The organism is Priestia sp. Y58 (assembly GCF_029522095.1).
In the GTDB taxonomy this organism is placed as follows: domain Bacteria; phylum Bacillota; class Bacilli; order Bacillales; family Bacillaceae_H; genus Priestia; species Priestia megaterium_E.
Map to the genome: position 1 here is coordinate 1 of NZ_JAKWFL010000003.1, position 12,816 is coordinate 12,816.

12 protein-coding genes are annotated in these 12,816 nt (G+C 38.5%); 10 read left to right on the plus strand and 2 right to left on the minus strand.

The window, feature by feature from the left end; genetic code table 11:
* The 7 genes from MMB68_RS10100 to MMB68_RS10130 form a co-directional block, all read left to right on the plus strand.
* On the plus strand, positions 1-95 hold a 95-nt coding region (locus MMB68_RS10100; protein ID WP_251399788.1), incomplete at its 5' end, for an IS3 family transposase.
* Positions 96-760: 665 nt separating this feature from the next.
* The gene (locus MMB68_RS10105) at positions 761-1,717 is read left to right on the plus strand and encodes a cytochrome c oxidase subunit II (protein ID WP_221782629.1); all 957 of its coding nucleotides are present in this window, start codon (positions 761-763) and stop codon (positions 1,715-1,717) included.
* A gap of 1 nt (position 1,718) precedes the next feature.
* Positions 1,719-3,686 (plus strand): cytochrome aa3 quinol oxidase subunit I, encoded by a 1,968-nt coding sequence (gene qoxB / locus MMB68_RS10110; RefSeq protein WP_277548797.1) that lies wholly within the window; start codon positions 1,719-1,721, stop codon positions 3,684-3,686.
* A 1-nt stretch (position 3,687) separates the two neighbouring features.
* The gene (cyoC, locus tag MMB68_RS10115) at positions 3,688-4,287 is read left to right on the plus strand and encodes a cytochrome o ubiquinol oxidase subunit III (protein ID WP_277548798.1); all 600 of its coding nucleotides are present in this window, start codon (positions 3,688-3,690) and stop codon (positions 4,285-4,287) included.
* Positions 4,288-4,584: a cytochrome o ubiquinol oxidase subunit IV gene (gene cyoD, locus MMB68_RS10120; RefSeq protein ID WP_269871613.1), complete on the plus strand. Its 297-nt coding sequence runs from the start codon at positions 4,288-4,290 to the stop codon at positions 4,582-4,584.
* A 148-nt stretch (positions 4,585-4,732) separates the two neighbouring features.
* Complete coding sequence (locus MMB68_RS10125) at positions 4,733-5,227, plus strand: universal stress protein (protein ID WP_221783413.1); 495 nt, start codon at positions 4,733-4,735, stop codon at positions 5,225-5,227.
* Positions 5,228-5,576: 349 nt separating this feature from the next.
* Positions 5,577-6,461: an SDR family oxidoreductase gene (locus MMB68_RS10130; protein ID WP_013056577.1), complete on the plus strand. Its 885-nt coding sequence runs from the start codon at positions 5,577-5,579 to the stop codon at positions 6,459-6,461.
* Positions 6,462-6,508: 47 nt separating this feature from the next.
* On the opposite strand, the gene MMB68_RS10135 is transcribed toward MMB68_RS10130, so the two are convergent.
* Positions 6,509-7,411: a COX15/CtaA family protein gene (locus MMB68_RS10135; protein WP_221782637.1), complete on the minus strand. Its 903-nt coding sequence runs from the start codon at positions 7,409-7,411 to the stop codon at positions 6,509-6,511.
* A 390-nt stretch (positions 7,412-7,801) separates the two neighbouring features.
* Between MMB68_RS10135 and MMB68_RS10140 the strand changes: the two genes are divergently transcribed.
* The 3 genes from MMB68_RS10140 to MMB68_RS10150 all read left to right on the plus strand — a co-directional run bounded on the left by MMB68_RS10140 (position 7,802) and on the right by MMB68_RS10150 (position 11,233).
* Positions 7,802-9,238, plus strand: a complete 1,437-nt coding sequence (locus MMB68_RS10140; protein WP_221782639.1) for an NAD(P)-binding domain-containing protein — start codon at positions 7,802-7,804, stop codon at positions 9,236-9,238.
* Positions 9,239-9,274: 36 nt separating this feature from the next.
* Positions 9,275-9,601: a Na-translocating system protein MpsC family protein gene (locus tag MMB68_RS10145; protein ID WP_013056580.1), complete on the plus strand. Its 327-nt coding sequence runs from the start codon at positions 9,275-9,277 to the stop codon at positions 9,599-9,601.
* Between the two features lie 255 nt (positions 9,602-9,856).
* Positions 9,857-11,233 carry an NCS2 family permease gene (locus MMB68_RS10150; RefSeq protein WP_221782640.1) on the plus strand — a complete coding sequence of 459 codons (1,377 nt, stop codon included), beginning with the start codon at positions 9,857-9,859 and terminating at the stop codon, positions 11,231-11,233.
* A gap of 79 nt (positions 11,234-11,312) precedes the next feature.
* Here MMB68_RS10150 and MMB68_RS10155 read toward each other — a convergent pair whose 3' ends face one another.
* Positions 11,313-12,647 (minus strand): ArsB/NhaD family transporter, encoded by a 1,335-nt coding sequence (locus MMB68_RS10155; RefSeq protein WP_277548799.1) that lies wholly within the window; start codon positions 12,645-12,647, stop codon positions 11,313-11,315.
* Between the last annotated feature and the right edge of the window lie 169 nt (positions 12,648-12,816).

Sequence of the window (12,816 nt, forward strand, 5' to 3'; positions counted from 1 at the left end):
CCTATATCCTCTATTACAACCATCTGCGAATAAAAGAAAAATTAAAAGGATTGACCCCTGTAGAATACAGAATTCAATCCTCATTAGCTGCCTAAATAACGTGTCTAACTTTTTGGGTTCAGTTCAAAAGTAGATAGCTTTTTTAAAAGATATTGCTATAGTGATAAGTCTCTTTGAAAATAGAAATATAGTTTTCTTTATGAGGAGTGTTTCATCTTAAATATAAATAACGGTGCAATGAATTTACAAAAAATCTGGGGGCATCCGCTATATACTGAATATTCTAAATAATTAAAGTATGATCATGCTTCATGGGTTCCCGCGTACCAAAATCAGAAAATGATTGATTGGATGTTTCAGCAGGTCAAATAGGCAAATCAGTAAATGTTAAAACTCAATACTTCATCTAGTACTTATAAAAAACTCTTTCAGTTAATAAAAACGGGAAGAGTTTTTTTCTTTTATTAGGCTAGTCACAAGGCAATGCTGACCTTCCTCTTACACACCACATTTACCCAAATATGTGACGAAATTATGGTAAAGGTATTCAAAATAGATAAAAACCGCTTCAAGTGTGATAAATATCACACCTTTTAATGATACAACATGATAATTTTTTAGGAGTAAGCAATATGTCATGACAAATTTCAATATGTTAGGAGGTTATTAGCTCTTTGAACCGTTGAGATGCATCTCTAATATGAACGTTTATATATCATTATTATGTACAGAGATTTAGAGGAAGGGAGCCTGAACTTAGGTGAGAAAGCAAAAACCAACGCATATTAGCAAGTTAATCATTCTCTCCGTATTCATCACAATTTTTTTAGCAGGCTGTGATAGTCGTTATTTGATTTTAAATCCGCAGGGGGCGGTGGCTCAAAAAGAATACCAGTTAATTATTTTTTCCATAATTTTATGCACAATTGTTGTTATTCCTGTTTTAGGTCTGCTTGTGTATATCGTTTTACGCTACCGTGATAAGCCTGGAAACAAGGCTCCGTATCGGCCAGACTGGGACGATAGCAAGCGTCTTGAATTTATTTGGTGGGGGATCCCTATTATTATTATCGGTATTTTGGGTTTCGCTACGGCCAAGACGACGTATGACTTAGTAGATCCGCCGCAAAAAGATGTAAAGCCACTAACAATTGAAGTAACATCTCTTGATTGGAAATGGTTATTTCAATATCCGGATCAAGATATTGCGACAGTCAACTATGTAGAAATTCCAAAAGGTGTGCCTGTTCAATTCGTGCTAACGTCAGATGCACCGATGAATTCTTTCTGGGTACCCCAGCTGGGAGGACAATTATATACCATGCCGGGAATGGCAATGGGGCTTTGGTTACAAGCTGATCACAAGGGAGAATATTTTGGTTCAGGCGCTAATTTTACGGGTGAAGGGTTTGCTCATATGAACTTTAAAGTTAAATCTACATCGACAAAAGAATTTAATCAGTGGGTAAAGCAAGTGAAAGAAACATCACCTGCTTTAACAAAAGCTGATTATAACAATCTCGCAAAACAAGGTCTTTCCTTGGGAAAATCGTATTCTACCATTCCTAAAGGCTTATTCCAAGAAATTGTCATTAAAAACGGTGGTCAATATTATAGTCAGCATCACCATATGAAAAACAAAGACATGAAGACTATGAATGTGGCTTCTGAAGAACAAGTACATGCACAGCATGAGCACCAGGAAGGAGGAAACTAAGTTGTTAGACAAATTAAAAGATTTTTCATCTCATTTTTTTGTGACTGGAGAACCGATGATTTATGGAGCAGATGTCGCCATTTTGTTAACACTAGCCGGTATTATTTTTGTTCTTACGTATCTTAAAAAATGGAAGTGGCTATGGCGTGAGTGGCTCACAACGGTGGATCATAAAAAAATTGGTATTATGTATATGCTTTCTTCATTGTTAATGCTGTTTCGAGGCGGAGTAGATGCATTATTAATGCGTATGCAACTAGCATTCCCTCAGTGGCATTTTCTAGATTCTAATCATTACAACGAAATTTTTACTACGCACGGAACCATTATGATTCTATTTATGGCAATGCCGCTTATGTTTGCGTTCTTTAACATTGTTGTACCGCTTCAAATTGGAGCAAGAGATGTCGCCTATCCTTTTTTAAACGCGGTAAGCTTTTGGCTATTTTTCTTTGGCGCCATGCTTTTTAATTTGTCGTTTGTAATCGGCGGCTCGCCAGATGCAGGATGGTTGAGTTATCCGCCGCTTTCTGGCATGCAGTTCAGTCCTGGACCAGGTCAAGATTTTTATATTTGGGGTATTCAAATATCAGGTATTGGCAGCTTGGCTTCTGGAATTAATTTTATTATGACTATTTTAAAAATGCGTGCGCCGGGCATGAAACTTATGCATATGCCGTTATTCACGTGGTCTGTTCTAGCAAGCTGTATTATTATCATTTTCGCGTTTCCTGTATTAACCGTAACGCTTGCTTTATTGTTTATTGACCGCTTCTTTGACGGACATTTATTTACTATGACCGGCGGAGGAAATCCGATGATGTACATTAACTTAATTTGGATGTGGGGACATCCTGAAGTGTATATCGTTGTACTTCCTGCATTCGGCATTTTTTCTGAAATCGTTGCAACGTTTTCTCAAAAGAAGATATTTGGCTATAAGTCTATGGTTTTTTCAATGATGATTATTAGCGTTCTATCGTATTTCACATGGGTGCATCATTTCTTTACGATGGGTGCAGGCGCTAATGTGAATGTGTTTTTTGCTATTACGACGATGGCTATCGGAATTCCAACGGGTGTTAAAGTGTTCAACTGGTTATTTACGATGTTCCGCGGCCGTATTCAAATAACGCAGCCAATGCTATGGACAATTGCTTTTATCCCGTGCTTTGTTGTGGGAGGAGCAACCGGTGTTATGCTTTCAGCAGCTCCCGCAGACTATCAGTATCATAATAGCTACTTTTTAGTTGCACACTTTCACCAAGTGTTAATCGGAGGCGTTGTATTCGGCTTTTTTGCAGGTTTGTACTATTGGTGGCCAAAAATGTTTGGCTTTAAGTTAAATGACCGTCTTGGCAAATGGGCGTTTTGGACGTGGAATATTGGTTTTTATGTATGCTTCATGCCTCAGTATGCATTAGGGTTTATGGGAATGACACGCCGTATTTATACGTACGACTTTGACATGGGCTGGGGACCGCTGAACGTTATCTCTACAGTCGGAGCTTTCTTTATGGGCATAGGGTTTATCTTTCAAGCATGGCAGATTCTTCATGGCATTAAGTACGGAGAACGAGATGTAACAGGGGATCCTTGGAATGGACGTACATTAGAATGGTCCATCCCTTCACCGCCGCCGCACTACAATTTTGCAGTGATTCCAACAGTAACGGGGCAAGATACATGGTGGACAATAAAAGAAGAAAGAAAAAAGAAAAAAGCGAAGGAAACACCTGCTTTTTCTCCGATTCATATGCCTAAGAATTCAGGTATTCCATTTATCATGTCGCTTTTCTGGTTCATTGCTGGCTTTGGCTTAACGTTCCACTGGGTGTGGATGGCGATATTCGGTTTGACAGGAGTCGGAGCTTGTTTACTAGCTCGTTCTTTTCAATACAACTCGGACTATTATATTCCAGTGGATGAAATTCGACATACAGAAGATTCAGTAGGGAGGGTTGGCTGACATGGCTTATGCGACAGCGCACCACGAAGAACATCATGATGAACATGATGAAGAAATCAAAGTTATGGGTTTTTGGCTTTTCCTCGTAACGGACTGCATCTTATTTGGAGCATTATTTGCTACGTATGCCGTTCTTATTAATCATACTGCAGGAGGTCTTACAGGAAAGGAATTATTTGAAGTTCCAGGATTTGTTTCTGAAACGTTTATCTTATTAACGAGCAGCTTTACGAGCGGATTAGCCGTGTTGAGCATGCACAAGGGAAAAATAAAGCCTTTAATTGGCTGGCTAATCGTAACTCTGCTTTTAGGTATGTGCTTTGTTGGACTTGAAATTCATGAATTTCAAACAATGGTTCATGAAGGAGCAACCATTTCCACCAGCGCATTTTTCACAGCTTTCTATACGCTAGTTAGTACGCACGGGCTGCACGTTTCGGTCGGAATCATTTGGATGATTTCAATTACAATCCAGTTAAAACGATACGGAATTACCTCTGTAACAAAACAAAAAGTGACGATTATCAGCTTATACTGGCATTTTCTTGATGCCGTCTGGATCTTCCTTTACACGGTTGTGTATTTAATGGGGGTGATGTAGATGGAGAACCATGGGTCGTTAAAAGCTTATACAATCGGATTTATTTTCTCGATTATTTTAACCGTTATTCCTCTGCTGCTGGTATTAAACCACGTACTTGCTAAAAATATATTATCAGCTAGCATTCTAGGAATGGCCGTGCTTCAATTTTTCATTCAACTGTTTTTCTTCATGCATATTAAAGACGGAGAAAAGCCTCGTTATAATGTGATGGCTTTAATACTTGGAATCGTTTTTGTTATTACGATTGTAGCAGGATCTATTTGGATAATGACTTTTAACTCGCAAGTTCAATAAAAATGGAGCCGTGCACTACACACGGCTTTATTTTTTATTAATTTCTATATATTGTGATAAAAATCACATACTTTCGTTTTCGCAAGAAGTAAAATAAAAGTGTAGCAAGGAAAGTTCTTTATAAATGAAAGACAAAGGAGAGATTATGATGAATATGGCTTATCGTAACATCCTCGTAGCAGTAGACGGTTCTGTAGAAGCGGAGTGGGCGTTCAAAAAAGCAGTTAACAGTGCGAAAAAAAATAACGCTCATTTGATAGTTTGTCACGTTATCGATATACAGGCGTTAAGTCCATCACCTTATGCATTCTATACGGATACACGCTTTCAAGATGCAGAGAAATTTGCTGAAGAACTTTTAACCAACTATCGTAACCTAGCCATCAAAGCTGGAGTAACAAGAGTCGAGACACTAATTGAACACGGCTCTCCTAAAACAAAAATATCTAAAAAAATCGCACCAGACAAGCACGTTGATTTAATTGTATGCGGTGCAACCGGGTTAAACGCGGTAGAGCGTATCTTAATTGGAAGTGTATCTCAGCATATTTTGCGCTATGCAAAATGTGATGTGTTAATCGTTCGCACTCCTAAAGAAGCCGAAGAAGAATCAAAACCTTTACAAGCGGAACTAACAGAGTAGCGGGCACAGACGAGAAAGAAAGCTTACTGTTCACAGCAAAATACAAAGCTCTCACCATTTATTTAAAGAGGGGGGATAAATGTATTTTAGTTGAAAGGCGATCCGAACGAGGAATCGAGATTCTTAATAGAGAATTCGACTCGTTCGGATTTTTTTATTGTGATGGTGAACGTAGGTTTCATGTATGCAGCTATTTCTAGCTGTTGATTGAAGGGGAAGGGGTATGAAAGAAAAGTGAGGATAATAGAGCACATCAAACATGTTTATTAAAGAAGCAGACGGGAAGAACAAGTATATAGAAAACTTTTCCTTAGTTGGTTAAGGATTCATTCATAAAGGAGTGACGAATATGTCAAAACTAAATAATCCATTAACTCAATATTTCCATGAAGACTATCCAAAACAGTATCAAGAACCGCCCGGTGTACAAAAAGAAATGAACGTCATCCCAGACTGCGGGGAGAACAGTTACATAGGTGCAGGTAAATTAAAAGGCAGAAAAGCTCTTGTAACAGGTGGAGATTCAGGTATTGGCCGAGCAGCAGCTATCGCTTACGCAAGAGAAGGAGCGGACGTTGCGCTTAATTACTTGCCACAAGAGCAAGCTGATGCAGAAGAAGTACAAAAGCTTATTGAAGCAGAAGGAAGAAAAGCAGTACTCATACCTGGTGATGTAGGCGAAGAATCTTTTTGCAAAGAGCTAGTAGAAAAAGCTTATAAGGAATTAGATGGATTAGACGTTTTAGCGCTCGTAGCAGGTAAACAGCAGGCAGTAGAAGATATTGCTGATTTAGAAACGGACCAACTGCGCAAAACCTTTGAAGTAAATGTATTCTCTTTATATTGGACCGTAAAAGCAGCGCTGCCTTATTTACCAGCAGGTGCTTCTATTATTACCACAAGTTCTGTACAAGGCTATAGCCCAAGTCCTAATTTATTAGATTATGCAGCTACAAAGTTTGCCATTAACGGATTCACTCGCGGACTAGCCAAGCAACTAGCTCCAAAAGGTATTCGCGTCAACTCAGTTGCTCCAGGACCTATCTGGACGCCGCTGCAAATTTCTGGAGGGCAGCCAAGCGACGCTATTCCAGGTTTTGGACAAGATACACCTTTGCAGCGCGCTGGTCAGCCGGTAGAGTTAGCAAATGTATACGTATTTTTAGCTTCAACGGATGCAAGCTACGTAACAGCTCAAGTTTACGGGATTACAGGCGGGATAGAACTAGCTTAACTCAAAAAAAACACGTGCAGTTATGAACTGCACGTGTTTTTTTTGTTTTATCGTCTTTTACCTTTTAAAGCCTGTACACAAATGTAGCTAAGCGTAGCGAATAACGCTGTAATAAACGCCGAGTGAGACAGTGTAGCAAAGACATTTAAACGAGACATGACAACAAAGATACCGCTAAATATTTGAGCAACGGTTAAAGCAACTGCAATGATGGACGCATAGTAAATATCACGGCGGGTTTCTTTATACTGTTTAATGGCAGATACCATAATCCAAATGATAAGAACAAACAGCACAAGAGCAGCAAATCGGTGGGCAAAGTGAATGCCTGTTGTTCCTGATAGCTTTGGAATAAGAGTGTTGCCATAACAAGCAGGAAAGCTTGTACATGCTAAGCTTGCACCTTTGTGACGTACATATGCACCTAAATAAATATCGCAGTAGGTAAATATGAGCGTAAACCATGCGAGCCATCTAAATTTGCCTGTAACCGCTCCTTTAATAAAATGGTCCGAACGGTCCTTTTGAATAACAAAGATGGAAAGTAAAAATACACCGGTAAACGCAATAAGCGAAAGACCGAAATGCAGTGCTAGCGCCTCAGCCGACTGAGGCCAGATAACTGCTGAAGCCCCGAGTAATGACTCGATAACGATAAATGCAATACTCATAATCGCTAAAATTTTCACTTCACGGTTTCTGCGATAACGAATCCAAGCCCAAATAGAAAATGCTAAAACAAGAAGACCTGCAAATGCGGTAATCAAACGATGCGTATATTCAATCATTGTTGCTACCGCGTATTCGGGTATTAACTGCCCGTTGCACAGTGGCCACTCATTTCCACATCCTAATCCAGATCCTGTGGTTGTGACCAGACTGCCGGCAATCATTAAAATAAACATAACAATCGTTGTAAATATAGCTGTTATTTTAAATAAATTTCTCATACGTTGACTCCCTTTGCTGAGTTACTAATTATGACTATAGATTTGATGAATACGATAGTCAAGTAGTAGAGCGTAATTAACAAATAACTGTCACAAACTCGCACATGTTTCTCTTAAAATTTATGTCAGAAAAGCTTTCTTCCTTAAACTTTGTAATGGTTTTTTCCTTTTAAACGATGTAAATATGCTTCCATACATAAGATATAAAAAAATTATATTAGTGATTTTATACAATTTGCCAAAAAAACTTTAGAGAGAATGGAGATACAATCATATTCCAAAAGTGATAATATAAATATAAATTAAACGATGTTATAAAACCTATCATTTTGTGTAAGGTTTAAAATAAACTTTTATTAGAAAGAAACTTTATTGAAAGGAGAGATAACAATGAGCTTAGAAGCTTTAAATAAAAGAGTAGAAACCGATCTGTCTTACCTTTCCTTCAGGAAACCAACAGAAGCAAGGCCAATCATCCCTAAGAGCGGACACGTATATGATGTAATCATTATTGGAGGAGGTCAAAGCGGTTTAGGAACGGCTTTTGGTTTGCTGCGAGAACGCGTGTCGAATATTCTTGTTATTGATGAAAACCGTTCGGGTTTAGAAGGGCCGTGGGAAACGTATGCGCGAATGATTACGCTGAGAACACCAAAAAACTTAACATCTATCGATTTAGGAATTCCTTCACTGACGTTTCAAGCGTGGTGGGAAGCACAATTTGGCTCAGGAGGATGGGAAGCTCTTGACAAAATTCCAAGAGGAGACTGGATGAATTATTTGCGCTGGTATCGGAGCATTCTTAACCTCCCTGTGGCAAATGAAATAAAATTAACGTTAATTGAGCCGGGAAAAACAGGTATTCATCGCTTGCATATTGAAGGGAATGGAGCTTCGTGTCCTACACTGATGGCACGTAAAGTTATACTAGCTACAGGAATTCAAGGAGGAGGAGAGTGGCACGTCCCGCCTATGATTTCTGAAAAGTTGCCGCCTCACCTTTATTCTCACACTTCCCAAACCATTGATTTTACTACGTTGAAGAACAAAAAAGTAGCTGTTTTAGGAGGAGGAGCTTCCGCGTTTGATAACGCCAACTATGCGCTTTCTGAAGGGGTTGCTGAAGCTCATGTATTTGTTCGCCGAAAAGAACTTCCGCGTATTAACCCAATCAGACAAATGGAAGCTTCAGGAATGATTGAACGTTTCCACGCTTTTTCAGATGCTGAAAAATATGAAGTGATGGCTCATTTTTTCGAATACAACCAGCCACCTACGAATGATACATTTGGACGCGCTTCCTCATGGCCGGGTTTTCATTTACACGTACATGCACCGTGGCTGGATGTCGAAGAAAAACAGAACAAAGCAGTTGTAACAACTCCTCAGGGAATCTTTACATTTGACTATTTAATTATTAGCACAGGGCTTCTAACAGATCCTGCTCTGCGTCCAGAATTGCGACTTGTTGAGAAACACATCGCCCGCTGGAGCGATCATTACAAAGCACCACATGAAATCGCCAATCCAGTATTGGATGCCCACCCTTATCTTAGTAATGGCTTTGCTTTTTCAAATCGCGATGGGGAAGGTCAAAAAATAGTATATGGCCTTTTTGCTTTTAATTATTCCGCTTTAATTAGCTGTGGAATTTCTGCTTCCGCTCTTTCAGGTCTAAAATATGCGATACCGAAGCTCGTATCAGAAGTCGCTAATCAGCTTTTTATTGATAACCGCCATGAGAATTTAACCAATTTCTTCGACTATAATGAGCCTGAATTTATCGGCAGCTGGTCAAAGGACGATAATCAAGTAAAAACAAGATAGCAAAACACATTTTTAACAATGAAAAAGGTGAAGCATATGGAGCCGATCTCTAAAAAGAAGATAGCTACTTTGTATACTCAAATTAGCCAGGAGATTTTTAATGTAGGCGTGAATACTCAAAAAATAGATATTATTGATAATAAAATTCTTATTCTAGCTCAATCAAAAAGAATGCCGGCACTAGAAGCCCTCAGTGAAGAATATAGAGAATTAGTGATGTCTCTTGATGCCGCTTTGTCGACTAAATATAAAAAAATGCTAAAGCAAAAAGTGGAGCTTTTATTTGATATCCAGGTCACTTCTTTATTTAGAGATTATGATCCTGTTACCGAAAATTCTTGTACAGTTATTTGCTTTAAATAACTTCTCTATATAAATTGCAAAACGTGCGATGAAATCGTGTGTTTCGCAAAACACGTAAAAGACGGATGCTTATCTTCTGTTTACAGAAGCAAAGAGCCGTGAAGATAGAAGGATTCCCTTCTGTTTTCACGGCTTTTTTTATAGATATTTTCATAAAAAAGGAGGGGGAAAATGACTGAATATACACTTGTTGATAAAGGGGCTGTAAAAACTAGTTAAAAAAATCCAATCGATCATTAAAGGAGTGAAAAGCAAGTGGCGATGAATGAAAAAATGGAAGCTCAGCATATGGAACTAACAAAAAAATCAGCACCTACTCCTTCATGGTTAGATAAGCTGTTTCATTTAACCGAACGCAAAACAGATGTAAAAACAGAAATTCTTGCTGGAATTACTACTTTTGTAACGATGAGCTATATTATCTTTGTTAATCCAACGATTTTAGCAGATGCAGGCATTCCAAAAGAAGCGGCCATTGCGGCGACGATTTTTGCCACTGTCTTTGCCACTCTTTTGTTTGCACTGTGGGCGAACATGCCTATTGCAGTAGCACCAGGAATGGGGCTAAACGCTTTTTTTACGTACACAGTGGTATTGGGTGAAGGGTTAACGTGGCAAACAGGTTTAGGAGCTGTATTTATTTCAGGGGTTGTATTTTTTATTTTAACAATAACAGGCTTACGCAAGAAAATTATTGAAGGGATACCCGCTATTTTAAAAAGTGCTATTTCTGTTGGAATCGGTCTATTTATTGCTTTTATCGGTTTTAAGCAAGCAGGAATTATTGTCAGCAACAAAGAAAATTTAGTAGCCCTTGGTCAGCTTACAAAACCGGGCCCGTTACTCGCTTTGTTAGGTTTTATCGCGGTAACTGTATTAACTGCTCGAAAAATTAAAGGAGCTGCCCTGATTAGCATTTTGCTAGTATCAATTGCCGGGATGGTGCTGGGCATAGTAGAAGCACCTAAAAGCATCAGCAGCGTAGTCTCGTTTTCAATGCCGAGCATGTCGGAAACTTTTTTACAAATGGATATTAAATCAGCTCTTCATTACGGTCTTTTTTCTATTATTTTTTCATTTACACTTGTGGAGCTATTTGATAATTTAGGATCGATGATTGGATTATCTAAAAAAGCTGGATTAATGGATGAAAAAGGAGAAATTAAAGGGTTAGATAAAGCGCTTATGGCAGATTCTCTTGCGACTGTAGCCAGCGCGGCTATGGGATCTACCGCAATGAACGCGTATGTAGAAAATGCTGCGGGAATTGCAGAAGGAGGCAAAACGGGCCTTAAAGCACTGGTCGTTGCCATGTTGTTTTTAGTGAGCCTTTTATTTACGCCATTAATTAGCATTATTCCTTCTTTTGCTACAGCCCCTATTTTAATTATGGTTGGAGCTCTCATGTTAACGGAAATAAAAAACATTCCTTTAGATGAGATAACAGATGCTGTACCTGCTTTTTGTACCATTATTTTGATGCCGTTAACGTTTAGTATTGGCGAAGGCTTAGCGCTAGGGTTTTTATCTTATACATTCGTTAAACTGTTAGCAGGCAAGGCGAAGGAAATTCACTGGATTATGTATATCATTAGCGCCGCTTTTATTATCAACTTCATCTGGGCTGCCTGAGCGCATATATCTAGAGCAAAAAAGACTTCTCAGCTGAGAAGTCTTTTTTACTGTTCGTGTAGATTTTAATTTCTCTCCCTTACAGAAATAAAAGATAGCGAAGGAAGATATATAACGTTGAAATCAAAAGAGATACGAGTGTGATTGGAGCTCCAATTTTTAAGAAATCCATAAATGAAAATTTATGTCCTTTTTTTACAGCCATGCCAGCTACAATGACGTTGGCAGATGCTCCAATTAACGTACCGTTTCCTCCCAGACATGCTCCTAGAGCTAATGACCACCATAGTACACTGATTTGAGCAGAATCAGGGCTCATTCCCATTCCGTGAGCCATATCTTGAATAAGCGGAATCATTGTAGCAACAAAAGGAATGTTGTCAATAACAGCTGATGCAATTCCGCTAATCCACAAAATGAGATAGGCTGACAGTGCGATATCGCCGTCTGTAACGTTTAACGCGCCTGCAGCCAGCTTTTTAATGATGCCTACATCGATTAATCCCCCGACAAGAATAAACAAACCAGCAAAGAAAATAATCGTTGTCCATTCAACAGAATCAAAAGCGCTTTCTACTTCATCATGGGTTCTTAATCCAATTACCAATAATACAGCTGCACCTGTAATAGCTACCATAGCGGCATCGATATGTAAAACGGAATGCAGGGTAAAACCTAGAATCGTTAATACTAATACCGTTAACGATTTTTTCATTAAAACGGAATCTTGAATATAATCTTTTTCATTTAAACTCATTAGCTCTTGTTTTTTACTATCTTCTACTTTTAATTTTTTACGATAAATAAGAACAAGAATTCCTAGTGTAACAACACCGATAATTAGTACTGCAGGAGCTAAATTTAATAAAAAAGCGTTAAAATCAAGATGAGGATTCGCTGCCCCAATCATAATATTAGGCGGGTCGCCTATTAAAGTTGCCGTTCCTCCAATATTTGAAAACAGCACTTCTGATATAAGAAATGGAAAAGGATTAATATTCAAAATAGTAGTGATGGAAAATGTAACGGGAACAATTAATAACACGGTTGTTACGTTGTCTAAAAATGCTGATCCGACGCCTGTTAATATTGATAAAATAACTAGAATTCGAACCGGATCACCTTTAGCGATTTTAGCCGACTTGATGGCTGCGTATTGAAACACGCCTGTTTTGTTTGTAATGCCGACTAAAATCATCATACCCATAAGAAGGACAATCGTTTCCCACTGAATGTGTTCCATAATGGCCTTATTAAAGTCAACAATACCTAACAAAATCATCAATATAGCACCTAAAAGAGCTGCCGAAGCGCGATTGATCTTTTCGGTCATAATCAAAAAATATGTAATGATAAATATAATAATGGCTGCGTATACATAAAAACTTGTAATGTGTTGAATTGCATTGTGCATAACAGTAACCTGGCGATATGTCATCTAGTGACGAGAACTTTGGATGTTGTCCAGGTTTTCACCTCATCTTTCATCGTTTAATTTACATCCAACTTTACGGTGAAACTTCTATAAAATCCGTTTTACTTTAATCAACCTCCTTTAAGAGCTTTGGTGTTCTTCAAAATGA

Coding starts and splice junctions, on each gene's coding strand:
- cyoC (WP_277548798.1), top strand. CDS start 3,688: ATGGCTTATGCGACAGCGCACCACGAAGAACATCATGATGAACATGAT.
- cyoD (WP_269871613.1), top strand. CDS start 4,288: ATGGAGAACCATGGGTCGTTAAAAGCTTATACAATCGGATTTATTTTC.
- MMB68_RS10125 (WP_221783413.1), top strand. CDS start 4,733: ATGAATATGGCTTATCGTAACATCCTCGTAGCAGTAGACGGTTCTGTA.
- MMB68_RS10130 (WP_013056577.1), top strand. CDS start 5,577: ATGTCAAAACTAAATAATCCATTAACTCAATATTTCCATGAAGACTAT.
- MMB68_RS10135 (WP_221782637.1), bottom strand. CDS start 7,411: ATGAGAAATTTATTTAAAATAACAGCTATATTTACAACGATTGTTATG.
- MMB68_RS10140 (WP_221782639.1), top strand. CDS start 7,802: ATGAGCTTAGAAGCTTTAAATAAAAGAGTAGAAACCGATCTGTCTTAC.
- MMB68_RS10145 (WP_013056580.1), top strand. CDS start 9,275: ATGGAGCCGATCTCTAAAAAGAAGATAGCTACTTTGTATACTCAAATT.
- MMB68_RS10155 (WP_277548799.1), bottom strand. CDS start 12,647: ATGCACAATGCAATTCAACACATTACAAGTTTTTATGTATACGCAGCC.